This is a genomic window from Limnobacter olei, assembly GCF_029087225.1.
Taxonomy (GTDB): Bacteria; Pseudomonadota; Gammaproteobacteria; order Burkholderiales; family Burkholderiaceae_B; genus Limnobacter; species Limnobacter olei.
In genome coordinates this window covers 52,104-73,125 of record NZ_JARFJD010000007.1, presented here as the reverse complement: position 1 = coordinate 73,125, position 21,022 = coordinate 52,104, and the positions used below count along the sequence as shown (strand labels likewise).

Below are 21,022 nucleotides of genomic sequence, written 5' to 3'. Positions count from 1 at the left end.
AAAATGATGGAAAGTGTTGTTTACTTTTTACTGGCTGCCGCCCTGGCGGTGCCCCTGTTCAAGAAATTGGGCTTGGGCGCAATTTTGGGTTATCTGGCAGCTGGCGTAATCATTGGCCCCCAAGTGCTGGGGCTGATCGACGACCCGGAAAAGGTGCTGCACTTCTCTGAAATTGGCGTCATCTTGCTGCTGTTCGTCATTGGGCTGGAACTGGAGCCCGCCAAGCTTTGGGCCATGCGTGCGCAAGTCTTGTTGCTGGGTTCGGGCCAGTTGTTCATTACTGCGGGCATCATTTACGGGGTGCTGGCATTCCTGTTCGAGATGAACAGCAACGCGGCCTTGGTCATCGCCCTGGCTTTGGGCCTTTCCTCGACTGCGTTCGCCATTCAATTGATGGCCGACAAAGGTATCTTGGGCAATGAAGACGGCCGGCGTGGTTTTTCCATGTTGCTGTTTCAAGACCTCGCGGTTGTTCCCATTCTGTTTGCCGTGCAGGCCTTGGCCCCAATAGAGCCCGACACCGACCCCGGACAGTGGTGGCTTGCACCTGCTGCCATTCTCGGATTGATTGTATTTGCGCGCTACCTCATCAACCCAGCCCTGCACTTTTTGTCCCGCTACGGCGGACGTGAAATCATGACTGTGGTGGCCTTGTTGATTGTATTGGGCGCTGCGGTGGTGATGGAACATGTCAACCTCTCCATGGGTTTGGGTGCTTTCATGGCCGGCATGATGTTGGCCAACTCCTCGTTTCGCCATCAACTGGAGGCCGACGTGGAACCCTTCAAGGGATTGAGTCTGGGTCTGTTTTTCATCTCGATTGGCATGACCTTGAATTTCGGTCTACTGGTTGATTCTCCACTCACTGTGATGTTCGGCACCTTGGGCCTAATGTCATTGAAAGCACTGGTCATCATCGGCCTGGTCATGCTGGCGGGCGTTCCTTTCCCGCGTGGCCTGATGCTGGGTTTGATGTTGTGTCAGGGCGGTGAATTCGGTTTCGTGATCATGGCGCAAGCCATGGATCTTCGTTTGCTGGGCGAAGGTACCGCAGGCATGGTCAATTTGATGATTGGTATTTCCATGGCGCTGACTGCGCCGGCGGTGTTGTGGTTTGAAAAATTCACCGACAAGCAAATTGCAAAAGCGCCCGAGAACATCGAAAAGTTTGACAGCAGCGAATCAGAAGCACTTATTCTCGGTTTCGGCCGGTTTGGGCAGGTTACTGGCCGTATTCTGGCAGCCAATCAAATTCACTTCACTGCACTGGACAAAAACGCCGAGCACATTGAGTTCGTCAAGAAATTCGGCAATCAGGTGTATTACGGCGATGCCTCGCGTGCCGAAGTTCTTGAAGCCGCGGGTATTTCAAAAGTTCGCACCGTGATTGTGGCGATTGATGATCCGAAGATGTCGCAAGCCATTGTGGAGTTCATTGTTCATCATTACCCGAAAATCACCATCATCGCCCGTGCACACAATCGAAACGATTACCTCGCATTGAAGGCAGCAGGTGCGCATTCGGTGATCCGTGAATTGTTCGCTGGTGCACTGGAAGCAGCCACCGAGGCACTGCATGCCCTGGGCTACAGCGACGGCCAGGCCATGCAGAAAGCAGAAACATTCAAGCAACACGATGAAAGCCTGTTGAACAAGCAAGCCAAAGTGCTGGGCGACAGCGAGAAAGTAATTGAAATAGGTCGACAGGGACGCGAGGAACTGGAAGCCATATTCCAGCAAGATCAACGGGCAGCCAACAGAAGCTAAGATGGAAATTCTTCAATTTTTCAAAGACCTCGAACCCACGGTTGAACAGGTTTTCAATTTTCTTGAAGGCCGGCTTGGCAAGCTGATCCTGTCGATCGCAATTTTGACGTTGGCCGCCATGATCAACCGCTTCATGCATTGGCGGCTGCTTCGGGAAACCAATGGAGCCACACCGCAAACGGGCAATGTGCGGGCCACCTGGGTTCGGCGTAAAAACATTGTGTGGGTCACTGCCCTGTTGCTGGTACTTGCTTTGTGGTCAGGGCAAATTACTGGTTTCCTGATTTCCCTGGCGGCCATTGGTGGTGCGCTGTTGATTGTCAGCAAAGAATTCATTTTGTGCCTGTGGGGCGCTTTGGTTATTTCCCTGAACAAAAGCCTTCGCATTGGCAGCACGATTGAAGTGGGCCAATTCACAGGGCAGTTGGTGAATACAGGTTTTGTAACCTTCGAACTGGCTGAAATTGGTCCGTCGAAAAAACAAACCGGCCGCCTGCTGACATTGCCCAACAGCCTCGTATTCACGCAAGCCATGAAAAACCTTTCAGTGTATGGCTCCTACGGCATTCACCTGATCGACTTCAACTTTGACAAGTCTGTAAAAATTCAGGCTGCGGAATCGCTTGCGCTGAAACTGGCCGACGAGGCTGGAAAACACTGGATAGAGGAAGCCGAACGCCATTTTTCAGCAATTGAACGTGACAATTTTGTCGATTTGCCCAAGGCCAGGCCTGAAGTGTTCTGGGCAAGCATCGACGAAAAATGCCTGCGCATGACCCTGCGGTTTGCCTGCCCCCTAAACAAGCGGGGGCAACTTGAAAAGTCAATCGTGAAACGGTTCTGGGTGGAGTATGGTGAATTGACCAGCGTTCAGGCAGACACCGATTCCAAAACAGATTGAACCAGACGTGCCCGGTTTTGATCGGGCATCAATTCCAGTGTGCTGTTCAAGTTCAGGAAACGCTCGCATTCTACTGCAGGGGATACCAGGTAACCCTGCACATAATCAACGCCAAGTTCTTTGACTTCTCGCAGGGTATGTAAATCCTCGACCCACTCGGCCACACATTTGCAACCCAGATCGTGGGCCAAACCCACAATGGCAGTAATCACGGCATGGCTTTCCGTGCTGTGGCAAATGTTCTTCACAATCGATCCATCAATCTTGATGACATCTGCGTGCAGGTCCATCGCGTACCGGAAATTACTGTACCCGGCACCAAAATCATCCAGTGCAATGCGCACGCCCAGGCTGCGCACCTGTTCAATGAAATTCTGAACCGCCTGAAGATTGATCACCGAACCAACTTCTGTAATTTCGAGACACAACTTTGAGGCGTGCTGCTGATGTACGCGAATCAACGCCAACGTGTCCTGTAGAAAAATTTCATCGTTCAAAGAACCGGGTGAGACATTGATGCTCAACACGCTCAACTTGTTTAACTGCTGTGCATGCTGAGCCAGAAAATCGAGTGTATGGCTTAATACCCAATTGTCCAGAAATGCGGTGTGCCCACCCCGCTCACAGGCCTCAATCAAAAACCCGGCCGATCCAAGCTTGCCGTTCTCATCCTTGATCCGTAACAGGGCTTCCGCATACAAAGGTCCGTTGTGCTCATTCAAAGCCAGTATGGGTTGCCACGCCAGGGTCAAACCAGTGGGCAATTTTTGATCATCGAGCCTGCGAATGGTTCTGGATTGATCAAGTAAACTGCGGGTCTGGTTTTGCTCAAACACCACCCGCTCAACCTTGTTGTTGCGTTTGGCCTTGAACTTGGACTCACGCATGGACATTTCAACGGTTTCCATGACATCGAGCACGTTGTCAACCAGCCCCTGAAATACCAGTGTAGCCAGCACAGAGGTTTGAATACTTCTGCCGTCAAATTGAAACGGCACTGAATCCAGCCTGTACAAAAATGCATTGAAGGCTTCTTCTGCACGCTCCGTGTCGTTCTGATGAATCATGATTGCGAATTGATCAACATGCAGCCGTGCAATCTCGCCATGGGCGTTCATGTGGCGATACAGCTCAGTGTGAAAGGCTCGAAGCAACTGGTCAGACACCGCAAGGCCATATGCGCTGATCAAACGCGAAAACTGTTGAATATCGACACAAAAGAAAGTGAAACTGGCTGCACGCTTGTTCAGCTTGTTGTGAATAATGTTTTGCAGCCCACGTCGATTCAGGGCGCCAGTCAATTCATCGTGTGTGGCCTGGTACTGCAAGGCCAACTCACGGTCTTTTCTGGCTGTAAAGTCTGCCACCACGCCCACGAGTTCCCGGTGATCGCGACTAACCACCAGCTCATACCAACGTGTTTGCCCCTCACCCACCACAACAGGCAATTCACGCCGTGATGATTTGCCGGGTTGCTCCAGCAAATTAAAAAGCGCAGCAAGGCGCTGCGGCTGAAGAAAGTCGAGCGTGGGCATGCCCTCCCGATTCAGGAACAAATCGGTGAACTGTTTGTTGAAGTGGATCAATTGACCATGGCGCGTGCAAGTAAACATGGCTGACGGCGCAATATCAAAAACACTCTCCAGGCGCTCGTGGGCCTGTTTTATTTCCTGTGCTGCCAACTGTTGTTGCCATTGTGCTTTCCTTAAAAACTCGGCCAAGGCAACAGCAGTCATGAGGCTGGCCAGCACCGTGACCGAGGCACTGTTGAAATACTGCAGCAGAAAACGTTGATCAAACCAGGCTGACAAAACTTCAGCCACTGCACCAGCCAAGGAAATCAACATCGCCGCGAGGTAGTAAATTGCAACGCGGTCACGTTTCTCCAGAAAATTCTGGATTACTACCCAAGCCACAGCCGAGGCTGCAACCAAGCTCATGGGCCAAAACAACTCCAGAAAGGTGCGGTACGGAGAGAACAGCGCCAGGGCAGTGAGAATTACACTGGCACACTGCAGGGCGCGCAATACACCCAACCACGATTCTCGGCGAATGTTTTCAAACAGGTGCCACACAATCAGCACTGTTGAGGTGAAGTACATGGCCAAGGCCAGCATGCGGGCCCGCATGAGCGGCTCAGATTTCAAATCAAAACCAAAAATTGAATGGTCCCAACCTTCCGACAATGCCACCAATCGAAGACTGGCAAACAGCCAGAACCCGTAACTGACAAACAGTACGCTGCGGGTCATGAACGCGGCAACTGCCACCATGCCGATCATGAGATAAAGAACACCCTCAAGAAAACTTTGGCGGCGTTCGGAGACCAGAATGGTTTCATTGAAATTTGCAGCTGTTTGCAAACCAATTTCAAGACTGGCGGGCCCGATGAACTTGAACTGGCAAAGTACACCTTGCAGATTGACAGGATTTGTCAGGTTTGCTGACACCACACGCCCCTGGTTTGTCTCCAGCTGAATTTCCTGCAAGGTGCCGTTGGGGTATGCAAGCCAGCAGCTGGACTGCACCACATGCCGTGATCTGAAAAAAATTTGTTCATACTGTTGTGCCATGGTTTGCGACACATTTGCATAAACCCAATAGGGCGTCTCTTTCAAGTGGGTGCGCAGCACAGTCTGCTCAGCTTGGTTTTTTAATTGTTCTACTACATTGAACAAACTGCCCTGCACATCTTCTTCAGCAAGGCTCGAGAATACCAGTGGCACTTCAGGGGGGCTGTTTTCGCCTAGCACCGACAAGTTGACAAAAGACACCAGCAGAAAAAAACTCAACAACACCACCGACAGAAAGGGCACCCAAGGTGTTTTCTGAAATGAGTCTGCGACAGCAATAGGCATGGAAATCATCCGATAGAGCGCAATTGATTTTGCGTTTCCAGTTGCAAGGTACGCATCTGAATGTTTTGCAACAAATCAGGATGAGAGCTGGAGAAATAAACTGAGTGGAGCGGATTCGCGCTTAATAACCAGCGTGCCTCGATATGAAATACATCAAACCAGAGAATTCGGTGAGGAATCATGCCAATGTGCTTCATGGCCACAAACTCATCAGGCTGAAGCACATCATCCAGATCAAACCGTCGGTACTGCCTGTCCACCGGGTAACGTACACAAAGAAAACATCGGTCCACCAAATTCGCCCTGCTGTACCAGTAGGCCGCTTTGATCAACATCAACCTCAATGCCAAACCATTCGAACGCGCAGGTATGGCCAGCCTCGATACCTCGGCAATTCGCCCTGTTCTCAGGGCCTTGGGCAATGCATATGACTCCTCAAGGCGAAGCTGCTGCTGATTGGCAATTTGAACCCGCACAGTGCCAATGCAACTTCCATCCAACTTTGAAAAAGCCAGAAGCACGGCAAAGTCGGGGTTGCGATCATCGGCATCGGGTACAGCCAGCTTTTCACCCAGCAAAGGCAGATGCTTTCCGTAAGCGATTTGACGGGCTTTGGCGGCCAGCTCAAGTTCACGGTCGTTTTGTGCAATCGCAATCCAGAATGGCAACAATTGGGAGCTTGGATCGAACAAAAAGTTGACTGCTGAAAGACTGGCCATGGGGTTCTCCGATGAATGGATTCACCTTAAATATTCCACATCCAATTTGCGTCCCCCCGATCGGGTTAAAGCTTCGGTCACTCCCTATCACCCTTAGGGCCTAGAAATAATCGGTATTCGGAATATCAATACAAGGTTTATCGAGTGTGAGAGAATCTGGCAAAACACAATAAATTCAGGAGATACAGCGCAATGAAAAAGAAAGAATTCGACGTGATCGTGTTCGGGGCAAGCAGCTTCGTCGGTCAAATTTTGGTGCAGTACCTGTGGAAGCGCCATGGCTTGAATGGCGAGATCAAATGGGCGATTGCGGGGCGCGATGCCGACAAACTGGCAGTGTTGAAAAACCGCTTGGGTGAGCAGGCCCGAGAGCTTCCGACCATTTTGGCCAATGCCGGTAAAGAAACTGATTTGCGAAATCTGTGTGCAAAAACCAGGGTTGTGGTTTCAACAGTGGGCCCTTACGCTTTGTATGGTTCCGATTTGGTGAAAGTGTGTGCTGAAACCGGCACCGACTACTGCGACCTCACCGGTGAAGTGCAATGGATTGCACGGATGATTGAAGCCCACGAAGACACCGCCAAACAAAGCGGTGCACGCATTGTGCATTGCTGCGGTTTCGATTCAATTCCTTCTGATTTGGGCGTGCTGTTTCTACAGAAGGCGGCCAGCGTTCAATATGGTGAACCTTGCCAACAAATACGCATGTGGGTCAGGAAACTGAAGGGTGAATTTTCAGGTGGCACCGTGGCCAGCATGATCAACGTAACGCGCGAAGTTGCGGCTGACCGTTCACTGGCGAAGAAACTGGCCAACCCATACTTGATATCCCCTGCCCGCCTGGCTGCACGCCAGCCCAATGTAAGCTTCGCAGAATTTGACCCCGTGGCAAAAAGCTGGCTGGCACCTTTTGTTATGGCGGGTATTAATACGCGCGTGGTTCATCGAAGCAATGCGCTGCAAAATTATGGATACGGAAAAGAATTCAAGTACGACGAAGCGATGATGACCGGAAATGGATTCAAAGGCCGCATGACTGCGATGGGACTGGCCAGCGGCATGGCTGGGTTTTTGATCGGTGCAGCACTGCCGCCAACCCGTTGGGTGCTTGAAAAATTCGTGGTTCCCAAACCTGGCGAAGGCCCCAGTGAAACTTCGCAGCAACGCGGCTCTTATGACCTGCGCTTTTATGGCACCACCAGCAAGGGCAATACTTTGACAGCCAAAGTAACAGGCGATATGGACCCGGGTTATGGCTCAACCGGAAAAATGCTGGGCGAGGCTGCGGTGTGCCTGGCCCTGGACATTCAAAACCACGCTGGCGGGTTCTGGACACCCGCCTCACTGATGGGCGAACAACTGATAAGCCGATTGCAACAGCATGCGGGCCTTACTTTCGAGCTGTTGCAGAATTAAACAACTTAACGCACTTCAAACCTGGCCAGCAAACGCCCAAGCTGGTCATACAACTCCATACGCTGACCCAGAATATTCCAGCTTCTGACCTGGGTCAGCGTGTCAATCAGTTCACTATCCACATTACCCTTGCTTAAGCAGGCCATGCGTGTGGCAGCAAGCAGGTTCAATTAGTTGCAAATAAGCATTCTCAAGTTTTGCATTGTCACCCATGGTAACCACGGGCAAGTTAAGGCCACTTGCACGTTCAATAAAACGGCCAGCATCGGCAAAATAGCGATAAAGCCCCGTGAGCGGAAACAACTTCAAGTCCGGTACATCCCCAGTTGCGGTGCGATTCAAGCTGTAATTCAAGGTCGACAAAATGTTTCCGTAATGCGACATGCCAGCAATACACCCGCCCAGACTTTCTCGAGCACGGGGATTTGCTCCTGCGATGTTGTTGATTCTTGATTATTACATCCAAACATTTGCTCTCAAAGTACAAGCTTCATCTCATGGGGAGTTTGATACATGCAATCTGGAACAGGTCTTTGTTGGTCGCTCTTTGTTTTTCTATCGTTTCTAGTTGCATGCGCGGGCGAAGAGCCCACTGCTCTGCCAACAACACGCACCAATGCATCATCACTGGAACAAAACAGCCCTTGCTTTAACAATGCTTGTGCCAGTTTGCAGGAATTGCTGACTGTTCCGGATGCAGAGAACATGATTTTCTCAGCTGAAGGCAGGCTGTTTGTGTCCGGCGGGCAATCCGTGATTGAGGTGGTGAAAAATGGTGATAACTTCTCGGCCGAGACCGTTTCCAGCGGGGTGTGCAACTTCACGGGTTTGGCGATTGCCAGGAATACCCTTTACGCCAATTGTGGCGACGGCACTTTGTGGGCAGGCGGCTTGAACAAATCCCCTATGACGATTTCACCGGTATTTGACTATGACAGCATGGGATTGGCCAATGGACTAACCAGCAGTGCAGACGGCCAAACACTGTATGCAGTGGATGGACCGATTGCCACCAATGGCCCGCCCACTCCAAAAATTGTGAAACTGAAAGTTGCCGCCAACAACCCGCTGCAAGTGGAGAATCAAACGACATGGCTAGACCTGGCAGGTCGTTTTCCAAATGGTGTTCAACGCCGGGGAAATCTGCTGTACTTCACTGATTCTGAAATACCAAACCTGGGCCGCTTGAATGTAGTGCCGATTCAAAAGGATGGATCCGCCGGAATGCCATTGGTGCTGGCCACGCTGGAAAGCCTGCCTGACGACTTTTCAATTCTTCCCGACGGTTTCGCCGTCACTTACTTTTTTACCGGGCAGGTGATCAAGCTTAATTTTCTGGGTGAACAAGTGGATGGATTTAATCCACTAACCTTTTCAACTGGCACTTCCCAGGTCATGCAAGGCCAGCCACCACTGTTCTCCCGCACTGATTTACTGGTGACTGAAAAAGGAATTCTGGGCGAACAAAGTAGCCCTGTAGGTAATAAATTGACTGTAGTGCGGAAGACAAATACCAACTAGATACCTCTCACGTGCAGAACTGCAAAAAACACTTGTATTGATAATTATTATCATTTACGATGAATTCTCATTTGAACGAATTGGGAGTTCTTCATGCAGCAGGAAAACTGTACAGCTCAACTGGGTCAATGGTTAGCAGGCAGCGAAAACGGTTCAGTCTATTACTGTCAGGAAACCGGGGTGGTATCCCTCTGTCTTCACTACATGACCATGCGCTTTGAAGCCACCGCCTTTCGGGATTTGCTGGGCATGATGGGCTTTGCACAAGCCGAAATTCAAAGAATCAAACAAGCTTTGGAGCAACCCACCCTGCAAGGCCACAACCGGCAGTATGCAGGTGGCGCGCTTCACTGATTCATGAAGGAATTGCCCCATGAAAGCCGCAGTGTGCATGAATAAATCGATGGATACCTTGCTGATTGAAAACGACGCCTTGTGCAGGCAACTGGCCAAACTGCAAGAACGCGCCAGTGAATTGATTCAAAAGCGATCGGCCGAAGTAGAACAATTGACCACGGTGGTGGAGTACTTGAGTGCAGAACTTCATGACCGTGAAGCAATGATTTTGTTTTTGCGGACCAAGCTTCGGGAGTTCAGGAAAATCGCTGAACTCCAGTAAGCAGCCCCTGATTAATTGGTTTGGAGGTAACCAAAATCAAATTTGTGCATGTCGTCATCCACACGCACCGTCACTGTGATGTCTTGCGCACTGCTGGCCGATAACTTTCGGGCCACAATAATTTCACCTTGTGTTTGCTCACCCGGGCGCACTACCTTCGGTTTCAAACTGTACTTTTGAATTCGGTCAAAGTCGGCAAAGGCTTGCTGCACATCAAGTCTGTCATTGAAATCGGTTTGAAACAGAAAACCGCTTCCGTGAAACCCCCTGTGAAAAGGGGAATGATAAAACGGGCTGTAAAAAATTGGAGCTCTGAAACCATAGAAAGAAAGTCGGTTTTGTACATCCTGAATTTGTGCCTCGTAACTGACCACAGTGGCCGGCTCGCCATTCAAAGTAACGGTGATGTTCTCCGTTGAAAACTCCACCGGAAACTTTCCCTTGTTCACAAAGGTCACATTGAAGCGAGGATTGTCAAATTGGCGCATTGAGTTGTACACCGAGCCCACTTGCACCATGTGTTTTTTACTAGAGCTTAACGACTCAAACCCCTGGTTTTGAACTGGCACTTGGTTTTCTGCCACCACAGGCCGAACGCTGTACATCGAAGCACATGCGCTCAACAACAAGGAAGCACCTAGCACCACACCTGTTGACACGCTGAACATACGCATTTGAATCACCTTTTTGCTACACGAGTTACTGCAAAAACAACTGCTTTGAACGACCACCTCATTTTATCCACATTGCATAGACAGTCATAGACATTCTTGGTTCACGGTTTGAAAGCTGGCACAGTTTCTGCATCGCAACATTCGTACACGCAGTTTTCGAGTCCAAAGCTGGAAATTGAGACTGCCTGGGAGGGTTAGGTGCACCTTTTGGGTGCAACTGGCTTTCATATGCAGCAAAAACGGGCAAAGGCGCTCACCCACCGAGTCAATCCACAGATTGATTCGATGGGTGGGCGCTTTTTATTTTGAATTCAAGAAAAGAGCCATTCGTCATGAACGACCACGCCAAACTGAATCTGTTCTCTTTTGCCGGGAAAATGAAAATCCTGCACATGAGCTGGATTGCATTTTTCATTACTTTTTTCGTGTGGTTCAACCACGCACCCATGCTCGGCGCCATTGCTGAATCGCTGAGTTTGAGCAAAGAACAGGTTAAAACACTGTTGATTTTGAATGTGGCGCTGACCATTCCTGCACGCATCTTGATTGGCATGTTGACCGACAAATTCGGCCCACGCCTGGTCTACGCGGTGCTGCTGTTTGTGTCGGCCATTCCGTGTTTCATGTTCGCGTTTTCAACCGACTTTGCACAGGCCGCCATTTCCCGATTCTTGCTTGGCTTTATCGGTGCCGGGTTCGTGATTGGAATTCGCATGGTCAGCGAGTGGTTTCCAGCCCATCAATTGGGCACAGCTGAAGGCATTTACGGCGGTTGGGGTAACTTTGGATCGGCAGGTGCAGCCATGGTGCTACCTACACTGGCCTTGTTACTGGGTGGGCCTGACGGCTGGCGATATGCAATTGCAATTACTGGTGTAATTTGCTTCTTGTTCAGCTTTGTGTGGTATTTCAATGTGAGCGACACGCCCAAGGGCTCCACTTATTTCAAACCCAAGAAAAGCGGTGGCATGGAAGTAACCAGTGTGGGCGACTTTTACTTCATGCTGTTGATGAAGTTGCCCATGTACGCTGCACTGGCCTTGTTAACCTGGAAATTGTCGCCCGAAGGTGTCAGCATGCTGAGCAGCGCAGTGGCCAACGGCATTTACGGCGTGTTGATCTTGATCTTGGTGTACGACTGCTACAGCGCTTACAAGGTAAACAGCGAAATTTTCAAGGCTCCAGTGCCCGAACTGCACCGCTACAAGTTCAAGCAGGTGGCGGTGTTGAATGTGTTGTACTTTGCAACCTTTGGTTCTGAACTGGCCGTGGTGTCGATGCTTCCCCTGTTTTATTCCGAGACCTTCAACCTGAGCCCGGTTACCGCTGGCCTGGTTGCCTCCATGTACGCATTCATGAACCTGATGTCGCGACCCGGCGGTGGCTGGATCAGCGACAAATTTGGCCGCAAGCGCACCCTGCTGATTCTGACGGCAGGGTTGGCTGTGGGCTATGCCCTGATGGGATTGACTGAATCCAGCTGGCCGCTATGGCTCGCTGTGATCACCACCATGGCCTGCTCATTCTTCGTGCAGGCTGGTGAAGGCGCCGTATTTGCGGCAGTGCCCTTGATCAAACGCCGCCTGACCGGCCAAATCGCTGGCATGACAGGGGCCTACGGCAACGTGGGCGCGGTGGTCTACCTCACTGTGTTGTCGTTTGTCAGTTATCAGGCCTTCTTCTTCGTGATTGCATTAACAGCCGTGGTGGGTTTCATTACACTGCTGTTCATGGAGGAACCGCAAGGACACATGGCCGAGGTGAAAGAAGACGGTACAGTTGAACTGATTCGCGTGGGATAAATAGACAAAGAAAAGCAAAGGCACCATGAGCAGCACACTGCAAGTCCGGTTTGGTGGTTATTCCATCGCAGGCCCAAAGCCTGTGAATCAGGATGCATTTGCTGCCTGGTGTGGGCAAGCTGAATCGAACTTGCTCAAAGGTGCTGCGGCGGCCATTGCCGATGGCGTGAGCAGTTGCGCCGATTCCCATGTGGCCAGCCAAACAGCTGTGACCAGTTTTCTCGATGACTATGCCGCCACGCCCTACACGTGGAGCGTTCACAAGTCAGCCCGACAAATCATTTCCGGTCTGAATGCGTGGATTTATCAACAGAATACCAACCGGGCCAGCCACAACGACAGCCTTTTGACCACTTTCAGCGTGGTGGTATTGAAATCCAATACCCTGCACTGTTTTCATGTCGGGGACTCCAGGGTGTATCACGTGCGTGGCGATACGATTGAGCGCCTTACTCAGGACCACGTGCGAATTGAACGCGGACAGGAATATTTGTCGCGTGCGCTGGGTGCTGACCGTCACCTGGAGTTGGACTACAGCACATATGAATTGCGGGTAGGTGATTTGGTGTTGCTGAGCACCGATGGCGTTCATGGTGTTCTGAAACGTACCGAGATGCTCGCCCTGATTGCACAGCATGGCAGCACCAACTTGGAGCTGCTGGCCAAAAAAATGGTACAAGCCGCCTTGAATGCAGGTAGCGATGACAACCTGACTGTGTTGCTGATGGCGGTGGATGCCCTACCCCATGAAACGCTGGATGAAGTACACCGCAAACTGACGCAATTACCCATACCGCCAGCGCTTCAGGTGGGCAACAAAATAGACGGTTATGAGGTACAGGAAATCATATTCAGCGGAACCCGCAGCCACATGTACCGTGTGCGCGACATGGAAACTGGCGAACAATTTACGTTGAAAACACCCTCGCTGAATTTCGCTGAGGACGCGATGTACCTAAGCGGTTTTGTTCGCGAAGAATGGGTGGGACAAAGCGTGCAACATGTGAATGTGATGCGAACCCATGTGCCCAAACGCCCCAAGCAGTTTTTGTATTATTTGGGCGAATACATTGAAGGCATTAACCTGCGGCAGTGGATTTATGAGAACCCCACCCCCAGTGTGGACACAGTGCGTCGCATCGTAAAACAAGTAGTTGCCGGGCTGCGAGCATTCCAGCGTGCCGACATGGTGCACCAGGACATCAAACCCGAGAACATCATGATTGACTCAACAGGTCAGGTGAAAATTCTCGACTTCGGCACAGTCCTGATTGCTGGCGCAGATGAACTGATTTCGCCCTTGGACAAATCGGTACCACAGGGGAGCGTCAATTATGTGGCCCCAGAGTACCTGATGGGTGAAGTGGGCACATTCAAATCAGATTTGTTTTCACTGGCCGTGGTGGTGTATGAAATGCTGACTGGTTCCCTGCCCTTTGCGGAAAAGTCGGTGAAGCAAGTCACGCTGAAAAGCTATAGCGACCTGCGTTACATTCCAGCCAACCACTCGCGCCGTGATTTACCCCTGTGGGTAGAGGCATGCCTGCGCAAAGCGCTTCAACCAAACCCACGATATCGCTATGATGCGCTCAGTGAATTTTTGCAAGACCTCACCGTACCCAACACCAAACTGGAAGCCAGCGTGGCCAGGCAACCCCTGATCGAGAAAAATCCGGTGCTGCTGTGGCAGGCGCTGGCCCTGGTTCTGTTAGGGTTGAACTTAATCCAGTTGCTGATCAATTAGCGCGCCAATACCTGCACAGGTTCAGGAGCCAAAGGCGCTGCCCGAGAGCTGCTGCTGGGTTGAACAGACATGCCATGCAGGATGACTGAATCAACCTGGTTTTTGAATCGTGGCGTGGGCAAACGTGTGGGCTCATCATTTGCAAAACTCACCATTTGTACACCCAACACATCAGGAGCATTGTCTTGCAGCTTGTTTTGCCACCAGCATTCAAACACGGCTTTGTCTTGCTCCAGTTGCACAATGCCGTAACCGTGTTCTACCCATTCCATGAATTGCACATGCTTGTTGCCCAGCATGGTAGCGGCCTCAATGGCACGGCTTGCGGCCACGTGAACAGCAAATGGACTGCCAGGCAAAGCATTGGCCACGATTTCATCAGCACCGCCCCGCCCCATGGACGAAGGTGCAAACTCAACAGCAGCTGAAGCGGCGCGCAAATTCACACCAGGCAAATTGGCCGTGGCTGCCCGCTGAAAACCGGCTGCAAGATTTTCTGGAGATGTCCCCTGCCTCAAAGTGGGCACCGGTGGGGCAACCTGGTAATCATTCAGCAATGCGGTTTGATCGTCTTCCACAACATCAGAAATCCAGTTACCGTGCATGTCGCCGGAGACAAACACAGTGCCATTTACGGAAGGCACATCGGCTGTGCCGCGCAATTGCGAAATCAACAAATTGCGCTCGGTGTTGTAGTCGTTCCAGCGCACAGGCAACGGCACAACCGGTGAGCCCACTACATTGGGCACGACCCACGGCGCAATCCAGGTTTGGTTGTTCAGCACCTTCCACACCACACCTTCCGCTTCATCTTTGCGAAGTTGTGAAAGTAGCCAATCGAACTGTGTTTTGCCGAAGAGGCTCAGTGAACCTTCCGGCAAATGCGATGCATCGGCTTGCAAACCATAGCCGGGCAGATAACTTTGCGTATCCAGCGCTCGAATGCTGGCCAGTGGGCCAAAGTTCAAACTGCGGTACACCAACAAAGGATCGACGGGCACGGGGTATTCGGTGTCTGGGTAAAAAATGAATTCACCGCTGCCATCGGCTTTCACAGGGCGCGAGGGAGTCCATTCCCAAAAAGCGCGTGTGGTGTCTTGTAAAGTGCAAGTGGACTCGACACCCTCCGGCAAGGTAGTGGGCAATTCATTGCCAAAACCCGGGTCGATGTCGTGGTTGTCCCAGGTAATGAACCAGGGGTGTTGCTGGTGCGCGGCCATCAAGTTGGGGTCTGAACGAAACAGTGCGTAACGCCTTCTGCACTCGTCGATGTTTAGCCAGTCACGATAATCCACATAGGTGGTGTCCTCAATGTTTCGCCTTGCCCGAACCTGTTCGTCTTCGTCCACAAAATCGTAAATGTAATCGCCACAGTGAATCACCAAATCCAGGTCTTCACGTTTTGCAATGGCACCGTATCCGCTCCAGGTACTGGACCAGTAACTGGAACAGGACACCACTGCCAGTCGAATGGCTGAAACCATATCAGCCGGAGCAGTGCGCGTACGCCCCACAATACTGCTGTGTGGCCCGGTTTTGAATTGATAGTAGTAAGTGGTGGCGGGCTGCAAACCCTGAGCGTCCACTTTCAAGGTGTAATCGTGCTCTGCCACCACACGCTGGGTGCCACGGCGCACTACATTTTGCATATCGGCTGTGGTGCTCACCAGCCAGCGCACCTGCACACCTTGTGCCGGGTATTCGGGCAAGGTAATTCGGGTCCACAAAATAACGCGGTCCGCCAAAGGGTCGCCACTGGCCACACCATGTGCAAATGGCATGGCCAGCACCATGGGAAAGTCAAAACTTGCGGGTTCAAACCCCGGTTGTGGCAAAGCTTCTTCGAATTCATTGCTTGAAACTGGCGAATCAGTGCCTGGATCAGAGGGCCCAACAGGCCCGGCAGGATTGTTACCCACCAATAAATCATCACCACCTCCGCAACCCACCAATGTACTGGCCGCCATCACTTTCAACACATCACGCCGCTTCATTCCATCACCTTCACTTTGTTCTTGTAGCTTGTACTGCCCAAAGCTTGGAAAGGATTGAAAACACAAAAGAGCAGGCTTACTAGATGACCCGTCTTGATTTTGAAATATGTCAAAGACATGGCTGTTCACACTGAGTACTTTACCCAAACCATGAGCCCGATTGCGCAGTATCAAAAATAGCCGTTCACGACATTCCTACAGGTTTCACCATGCATCATCCAGCCATTCCCTCATTCAAACGCCGCGCCTTGTTGCGAGCCATGTTTCTAGGCGCGGGGGCCAGTGCTTTGCCCCTGCTCAGCGCATGTGGTTCTGATTCAGAAGCATCCACATCCAATGCCACCCCCACAGGCCCCAATGAAAATGTAAACCCACCCATGGTTAACCCACCCAGTCTTGGACCTTTAGCCATGGAGCTGCCCTTGCAAGCCGGGCCGCTTGCTGGAATTGGCGAACTGGTGGCCACGGGTGTCGACAATATTTTTGCGCCAGCTGGTTTTACCGTCCGCCCTGTGGCAAGGCATTTGAGCAACCCGGTGCTGGGTATTCCCGATTTACTGGGCTTGATCGGTTACAACTGGCACATGTTTCCCGATGGTGGCGCAGTTTTCCCGACTGAAGATGGCGGTTGGGTGTATGTCTCGAACAGCGAAACCGAGGCACCACAGGGTGGCGTGGGTGCGCTGAGGTTCAATGCGCAAGGTGAGGTTCAATCAGCCTATCGAATTTTGACCGGAACGGCCCGCAATTGCGCAGGCGGGGCCACACCTTGGGGAACCTGGCTTAGCTGTGAAGAAACTCAAACTGGCATTACCTGGGAATGTGACCCACTGGGCAGCACTGCAACTGCGCGTGCGTTACCAGCGCTGGGTATGTTTAACCACGAAGCAGTTGCGGTGGACATGACCACCAAAACCTTGTTCCTGACTGAGGACGCGGGTGACGGCCGTTTGTATCGGTTCGTATCCGAAGGCGATTTGCGCCCAGCAGTCAACGGGCAAATGGGGTTGAACATGGAGCAAGGCAAGTTGCAGGTTCTGGAAATTGTGGGTTTCGAGGCCGGTGCCTATCAAGAAGACATCGCCGTGGCACAACGCGTTCACCGCGTGAAATGGGCGGATGTTCTCGAGCCTGAAAACCCACAGGCCGAGGTACGCACACGCACCGCCGCAGCAGGTCTTCCGGTTCCGGGCACCGTGTTCAGGGGTGGCGAAGGCATCTGGATTCAAGAATTCCCGCAGGGTCAAGCGCCTGCGGTTAGTGGTGTCGCCAAGCCCATGCGCGCGGTGGCGTTCTTCGCCTGCAAAGGTGACAACCGGGTATACGCGCTGGACATTGACAACGATTTGATTGAGGTGGTGTTCGACAACAGCCAACTGGCTGAGGGCACCGGCTTTGACGATGTGGATAATCTGGTAATCAGCCCGGCTGGCGATGTCATCGTGGCGGAAGATGGCGATGCGATGCGTTTGATGGTGATGATTCCCAACCAGCCCGCAAAAATTTTGCTCCAAATTACAGGGGGTGGAAGTGAACTGGCGGGACCCGCCTTCTCCCCGGATGGTTCACGGCTTTATTTCAGCAACCAGCGTGGCCCTAACTTGCCTGCCTTGCCCGGCTTGCCCAACTTACCGGGTACCGGTGCCACCTATGAACTGTTGATACCGGAAGAATTCCGCACTGTGGTGAATTCCACTGTGTCGCCCATCTGACACAAGCGCAAGGAACACTCAAAAATATCGGGCTGGCTTGCAAGGACAGTGTAAGCCAAGCCCCGAATGATGCAAAAAATACTGCGTACAAAGATTATCCGGTTTTGTGTTGTAGAAATATCTTTGTAATTATTCGAAGTATGCTTTGCTAATCATGTATCAATACTAAAAATAGAAGGTCCATTTTGGCCAAACCTGTCCGCAAGTCCAAAGGCAAAGAAGTCTCTCCAATTAGCGAAGGCGCAAAACTGGTAGATCAGTACTTCGATCACGTGGGCGAAGCATTTCTTCGCCACGCCCCCGAGATAGACCCAGAAAAACTGAAAGACTGGCGTCCCAAGCTGTTTAGCTTTACCCGGCTGAACCCGTGGTACGGCGGATTGGTGGGTGTTCATCGCAAGCGGATTGGCGTAGGAAAAGACAAACTGGTCTGGCTGGAAATAGGCCACGAAAACAGCCCGGCTTTGTTGCTGATGCACGGCTTTGCCGCTGCGAAAGAACACTGGCTGCCCTTGCTCCCTTTTTTCGCAGGACAATTTCGAATTTTGATCCCTGATCTTCCCGGTTGGGGTGAAAGCGGCTTCAACCCGGATCGCAATTATGGTCTTGAAGACCAAACTGAACGCCTTCACGACTGGCTGATAGAAATTGGCGTTCACAAGGTGAACGTGGTGGGCAATTCCATGGGGGGCGCCTTGGCTGGCCTTTTGGCGGCCCGCTTTCCGGAAATGGTCACCAGCCTGGTATTGATGGATGCGCTGGGCCTTCCTGGTACCGAGGAAACCGACTTTATTCGTGAGGTTCTTCGCGGCAAAAACCGCCTGGTTCCACGCGCCCCCATGGATGTAATCAAGTTGACCGACCTGGTGTTTCACAACCGGGCACTGGCTGCGTCTGCTGCGTTTTTCTCCGCAACAGAATTGATTCACCGCCGCGACGTGAATAGCTTCCTGTTTCAAGAAATGTTGAGCCGCCGCCCCGACTACACCAAGGCAACTTTTGAAGACATTTCAGCGCCCACGCTCGTGATGTGGGGCAAACAAGATGATGTTCTGCACATCAGTTGCGCTTACGAGTTCGAACGCCTGATCAAGCGGGCCGAAATGTGCCTGTTCGACGGAGTGGGTCACTTGCCGATGATCGAGACGCCCTACCCCTGCGCGCAAGCCATCAAGGAATTTGTGCTCAGAAACCTTTGATTGGATATTTCCCTTTGAATGGCCAACTGTAAATTGCCTTGATTGTAGCAAAATGCTACAATCAAGCCGTAACACAGGGAATCAATCAAGGAAACACGCCATGGCCAAAGCCTCTTCACCCATACGAATTCAGTCTGACTTGATGAGCAATGCCACCGTGTTGGGCAAGCTCCACCACCGCAGCGCGGCTGAACAAATCGAATATTGGGCTAGCATTGGGCAAAAAGTTGAAAGCCTGCTAGACCCAGAGAGTTTGCTACAAATCAAAGCAGGGCTGCTGCGTGTAAAACTAGAACAAGTGAATGCACCGCCTGTCAGTGCCGACTGGGTATTTGGTAACCTGGACATGAGACGCACCACCGGTGAGTTGAAAGAAGAAGTAAGCCAGAACAAAGTACGCTACCAGGCCAGTACTACCCACCCTGGCCTGCTTGAACAAATTGGCCCAAAAGGTGCAGTCAAAATTGGTCAATTTGAAAATGGCCAATTCAAGCCTGTCAAACTGGCATGAAGCAGCTGTGGCTGCTGGTGGGTGGCAACGGGGCTGGCAAATCGACTTTCTACCGCACACAGTTAAAACCATTGGGCATGCCGTTCGTAAATGCCGACGACATTGCCCGAGATGTATTTCCCCAAGCACCCGAGGAACACAGCTACGAAGCTGCAAAAATTGCAGAGAACCTGCGCAACAGTCTGCTTGAACAAGGCAAGAACTTTTGCTTTGAAACCGTGTTTTCACATCCCTCCAAAATTGATTTTGTCGCGAAAGCCAAAGCACTGGGCTACCAGGTGGTGATGGTGTTTGTCCATCTTGAACAAAGCAGTTTGAACAAAGCCCGCGTGCACCAACGAATTGAAACTGGCGGGCATGCGGTACCTGACGAAAAAATCGAAACGCGAATTCCGAGAACTGTCGATAATGTGTTGAACGCCCTGCCCCTGTGCAACGATGTGTGGGTGCTCGACAACTCCAGCGTACAAGAACCTTATAAGAAAGTACTTCGAATTCAGGGTGGGAACATGCAGGCATTCATTCACCCATTGCCCGATTGGGCCAGCCGCTTCAAAACCCAATGAACGAATGGCAATTCAATGGGTCCTACACTGACAAGTCCAATTTTTTGGGTGGCAAGAACTCGTGATAAAACCTGCAATTCGAACCAGAACCTGTTTACTTCTGACCTGCCTCACTTTGTTGGCCGCATGCAGTGCGATCAAGCTGGGTTACAACAACTCGGCAAGTTTTGCGCACACGTATCTCACCAGCAAAGTCGATTTTGATTCCGAACAATCTGCATTTCTGAAAACAAGTCTGAATGAGATTGTGGAGTGGCATCGCAACACCGAACTCCCCGTGCTAGCCAGCGAACTGCAAACCGCCCGACAAGCCCTCGCTGCGCGCAATGACGTGGTAATGCCTGTGAGTGCAAACCAGGTGCAAGCACTGAACCTTGCCATTCGGGCATCACTTCGACGCACAGCCAATCAAGCAGCACCTGTAATTGCGAAAAACATGCTGGGCCTGTGGCCCAATCAAGTTCCGGATATTCAAAAAGCGCTCGACAAATCCAACAAGGAATACCGCGAAGAACGCTTGATGCAAAGCGCTGATGAGCGCGTGCGCGAATCAGCTGAACGGATGACCGAGCGGTTCGAGCGCTGGCTGGGCACATTGAACGCGGTTCAGCTTAAGCAAATTGACACGTGGGCAAGGAGCGAAATTCGCTGGTCCGAGTCACGCTATGAAAAACGGCTTGAGCGGCAGCGACAATTCATGGCTTTGGTGAACAAAGCCTCCAACCGTCAAATTGACCAAGCCACATTAAGCCAGGAAATTGCTCGCCTGCTCAACGCCTGGCAAAGCCCAAGCAGTGCCGCTGAAAAACAGGAAAGCGAACAACGACAAAAGGCAACCATTGCGCTGATTGTAGATATTCTCAATTCAGCCACTGCAGAGCAACGCAACAACGCTGCTGATCGTGCAGCGGGTTGGGCTAAGGATTTTCAGATTTTGGCCAGCAACAATTAACCCCCGCTTGAATCCATCAGTACTTTACTGAAGTAAAAGTTCTTTAGACCCAATTCACTTTTGGACT

Annotated in this window: 19 protein-coding genes; 13 read left to right on the top strand and 6 right to left on the bottom strand. The window is 51.5% G+C overall.

The window, feature by feature from the left end; all coding sequences use genetic code 11:
- The first annotated feature begins 3 nt into the window (after positions 1 to 3).
- On the top strand, positions 4 to 1,767 hold the full coding sequence (locus PY990_RS05460; RefSeq protein ID WP_275270761.1) for a monovalent cation:proton antiporter-2 (CPA2) family protein: 1,764 nt from the start codon (positions 4 to 6) through the stop codon (positions 1,765 to 1,767).
- A gap of 1 nt (position 1,768) precedes the next feature.
- A complete protein-coding gene (locus PY990_RS05455) occupies positions 1,769 to 2,668 on the top strand; it encodes a mechanosensitive ion channel domain-containing protein (protein ID WP_275270760.1) in 900 nt (299 codons plus the stop codon).
- Here PY990_RS05455 and PY990_RS05450 read toward each other — a convergent pair.
- Both PY990_RS05450 and PY990_RS05445 read right to left on the bottom strand, forming a co-directional pair.
- Positions 2,638 to 5,526, bottom strand: a complete 2,889-nt coding sequence (locus tag PY990_RS05450; protein WP_275270759.1) for an EAL domain-containing protein — start codon at positions 5,524 to 5,526, stop codon at positions 2,638 to 2,640. The genes PY990_RS05455 and PY990_RS05450 overlap by 31 nt on opposite strands.
- A 5-nt stretch (positions 5,527 to 5,531) precedes the next feature.
- Positions 5,532 to 6,245: an N-acyl amino acid synthase FeeM domain-containing protein gene (locus PY990_RS05445; protein ID WP_171099269.1), complete on the bottom strand. Its 714-nt coding sequence runs from the start codon at positions 6,243 to 6,245 to the stop codon at positions 5,532 to 5,534.
- Positions 6,246 to 6,437: 192 nt separating this feature from the next.
- Here PY990_RS05445 and PY990_RS05440 point away from each other — a divergent pair, with 192 nt between their 5' ends.
- Positions 6,438 to 7,661, top strand: coding sequence for a saccharopine dehydrogenase family protein (locus tag PY990_RS05440; protein ID WP_275270758.1), 1,224 nt, complete (start codon positions 6,438 to 6,440; stop codon positions 7,659 to 7,661).
- Positions 7,662 to 7,666: 5 nt separating this feature from the next.
- Here PY990_RS05440 and PY990_RS05435 read toward each other — a convergent pair whose 3' ends face one another.
- Positions 7,667 to 7,783 carry a hypothetical protein gene (locus PY990_RS05435; protein ID WP_275270757.1) on the bottom strand — a complete coding sequence of 39 codons (117 nt, stop codon included), beginning with the start codon at positions 7,781 to 7,783 and terminating at the stop codon, positions 7,667 to 7,669.
- Between the two features lies 1 nt (position 7,784).
- On the bottom strand, positions 7,785 to 8,045 hold the full coding sequence (locus PY990_RS05430) for a hypothetical protein (protein WP_275270756.1): 261 nt from the start codon (positions 8,043 to 8,045) through the stop codon (positions 7,785 to 7,787).
- Positions 8,046 to 8,366: 321 nt separating this feature from the next.
- Here PY990_RS05430 and PY990_RS05425 point away from each other — a divergent pair, with 321 nt between their 5' ends.
- From PY990_RS05425 to PY990_RS05415, 3 genes are all read left to right on the top strand, one after another.
- Positions 8,367 to 9,182 carry a hypothetical protein gene (locus PY990_RS05425; RefSeq protein ID WP_275270755.1) on the top strand — a complete coding sequence of 272 codons (816 nt, stop codon included), beginning with the start codon at positions 8,367 to 8,369 and terminating at the stop codon, positions 9,180 to 9,182.
- Between the two features lie 93 nt (positions 9,183 to 9,275).
- A complete protein-coding gene (locus PY990_RS05420; RefSeq protein WP_275270754.1) occupies positions 9,276 to 9,536 on the top strand; it encodes a hypothetical protein in 261 nt (86 codons plus the stop codon).
- A 19-nt stretch (positions 9,537 to 9,555) separates the two neighbouring features.
- Positions 9,556 to 9,801, top strand: a complete 246-nt coding sequence (locus PY990_RS05415) for a hypothetical protein (RefSeq protein ID WP_275270753.1) — start codon at positions 9,556 to 9,558, stop codon at positions 9,799 to 9,801.
- 11 nt (positions 9,802 to 9,812) lie between these two features.
- Here PY990_RS05415 and PY990_RS05410 read toward each other — a convergent pair whose 3' ends face one another.
- Complete coding sequence (locus tag PY990_RS05410; RefSeq protein ID WP_275270752.1) at positions 9,813 to 10,475, bottom strand: hypothetical protein; 663 nt, start codon at positions 10,473 to 10,475, stop codon at positions 9,813 to 9,815.
- A 332-nt stretch (positions 10,476 to 10,807) separates the two neighbouring features.
- On the opposite strand from PY990_RS05410, the gene PY990_RS05405 reads away from it, so the two are divergent.
- Together PY990_RS05405 and PY990_RS05400 are read left to right on the top strand one after the other, a co-directional pair.
- Positions 10,808 to 12,277 carry a NarK family nitrate/nitrite MFS transporter gene (locus PY990_RS05405; protein ID WP_275270751.1) on the top strand — a complete coding sequence of 490 codons (1,470 nt, stop codon included), beginning with the start codon at positions 10,808 to 10,810 and terminating at the stop codon, positions 12,275 to 12,277.
- A gap of 25 nt (positions 12,278 to 12,302) precedes the next feature.
- The gene (locus tag PY990_RS05400) at positions 12,303 to 14,021 is read left to right on the top strand and encodes a bifunctional protein-serine/threonine kinase/phosphatase (protein ID WP_275270750.1); all 1,719 of its coding nucleotides are present in this window, start codon (positions 12,303 to 12,305) and stop codon (positions 14,019 to 14,021) included.
- Here the strand turns inward: PY990_RS05400 and PY990_RS05395 are convergent.
- A complete protein-coding gene (locus PY990_RS05395) occupies positions 14,018 to 16,015 on the bottom strand; it encodes an alkaline phosphatase D family protein (protein ID WP_275270749.1) in 1,998 nt (665 codons plus the stop codon). The two genes, PY990_RS05400 and PY990_RS05395, sit on opposite strands and share 4 nt — an antisense overlap.
- Before the next feature lie 209 nt (positions 16,016 to 16,224).
- On the opposite strand from PY990_RS05395, the gene PY990_RS05390 reads away from it, so the two are divergent.
- The 5 genes from PY990_RS05390 (at position 16,225) to PY990_RS05370 (ending at position 20,955) form a co-directional block, all read left to right on the top strand.
- Positions 16,225 to 17,727: an alkaline phosphatase PhoX gene (locus PY990_RS05390; RefSeq protein WP_275270748.1), complete on the top strand. Its 1,503-nt coding sequence runs from the start codon at positions 16,225 to 16,227 to the stop codon at positions 17,725 to 17,727.
- 185 nt (positions 17,728 to 17,912) lie between these two features.
- The gene (locus tag PY990_RS05385; protein ID WP_275270747.1) at positions 17,913 to 18,926 is read left to right on the top strand and encodes an alpha/beta fold hydrolase; all 1,014 of its coding nucleotides are present in this window, start codon (positions 17,913 to 17,915) and stop codon (positions 18,924 to 18,926) included.
- 100 nt (positions 18,927 to 19,026) lie between these two features.
- Complete coding sequence (locus PY990_RS05380; RefSeq protein WP_275270746.1) at positions 19,027 to 19,437, top strand: TA system antitoxin ParD family protein; 411 nt, start codon at positions 19,027 to 19,029, stop codon at positions 19,435 to 19,437.
- The gene (locus PY990_RS05375) at positions 19,434 to 20,003 is read left to right on the top strand and encodes an AAA family ATPase (RefSeq protein ID WP_275270745.1); all 570 of its coding nucleotides are present in this window, start codon (positions 19,434 to 19,436) and stop codon (positions 20,001 to 20,003) included. Before PY990_RS05380 ends, PY990_RS05375 begins: the two co-directional genes overlap by 4 nt.
- Positions 20,004 to 20,064: 61 nt before the next feature.
- Positions 20,065 to 20,955 (top strand): DUF6279 family lipoprotein, encoded by an 891-nt coding sequence (locus PY990_RS05370; protein ID WP_275270744.1) that lies wholly within the window; start codon positions 20,065 to 20,067, stop codon positions 20,953 to 20,955.
- Positions 20,956 to 21,022 lie beyond the last annotated feature (67 nt).

Bases quoted from the DNA above. Each gene is read 5' to 3' on its own strand.
- PY990_RS05410 (WP_275270752.1), bottom strand. From the start codon at position 10,475: ATGCGTATGTTCAGCGTGTCAACAGGTGTGGTGCTAGGTGCTTCCTTG.
- PY990_RS05460 (WP_275270761.1), top strand. From the start codon at position 4: ATGATGGAAAGTGTTGTTTACTTTTTACTGGCTGCCGCCCTGGCGGTG.
- PY990_RS05380 (WP_275270746.1), top strand. From the start codon at position 19,027: ATGGCCAAAGCCTCTTCACCCATACGAATTCAGTCTGACTTGATGAGC.
- PY990_RS05420 (WP_275270754.1), top strand. From the start codon at position 9,276: ATGCAGCAGGAAAACTGTACAGCTCAACTGGGTCAATGGTTAGCAGGC.
- PY990_RS05430 (WP_275270756.1), bottom strand. From the start codon at position 8,045: ATGTCGCATTACGGAAACATTTTGTCGACCTTGAATTACAGCTTGAAT.
- PY990_RS05425 (WP_275270755.1), top strand. From the start codon at position 8,367: ATGATTTTCTCAGCTGAAGGCAGGCTGTTTGTGTCCGGCGGGCAATCC.
- PY990_RS05375 (WP_275270745.1), top strand. From the start codon at position 19,434: ATGAAGCAGCTGTGGCTGCTGGTGGGTGGCAACGGGGCTGGCAAATCG.
- PY990_RS05455 (WP_275270760.1), top strand. From the start codon at position 1,769: ATGGAAATTCTTCAATTTTTCAAAGACCTCGAACCCACGGTTGAACAG.
- PY990_RS05400 (WP_275270750.1), top strand. From the start codon at position 12,303: ATGAGCAGCACACTGCAAGTCCGGTTTGGTGGTTATTCCATCGCAGGC.
- PY990_RS05440 (WP_275270758.1), top strand. From the start codon at position 6,438: ATGAAAAAGAAAGAATTCGACGTGATCGTGTTCGGGGCAAGCAGCTTC.
- PY990_RS05390 (WP_275270748.1), top strand. From the start codon at position 16,225: ATGCATCATCCAGCCATTCCCTCATTCAAACGCCGCGCCTTGTTGCGA.
- PY990_RS05415 (WP_275270753.1), top strand. From the start codon at position 9,556: ATGAAAGCCGCAGTGTGCATGAATAAATCGATGGATACCTTGCTGATT.
- PY990_RS05395 (WP_275270749.1), bottom strand. From the start codon at position 16,015: ATGAAGCGGCGTGATGTGTTGAAAGTGATGGCGGCCAGTACATTGGTG.
- PY990_RS05450 (WP_275270759.1), bottom strand. From the start codon at position 5,526: ATGCCTATTGCTGTCGCAGACTCATTTCAGAAAACACCTTGGGTGCCC.
- PY990_RS05445 (WP_171099269.1), bottom strand. From the start codon at position 6,245: ATGGCCAGTCTTTCAGCAGTCAACTTTTTGTTCGATCCAAGCTCCCAA.
- PY990_RS05405 (WP_275270751.1), top strand. From the start codon at position 10,808: ATGAACGACCACGCCAAACTGAATCTGTTCTCTTTTGCCGGGAAAATG.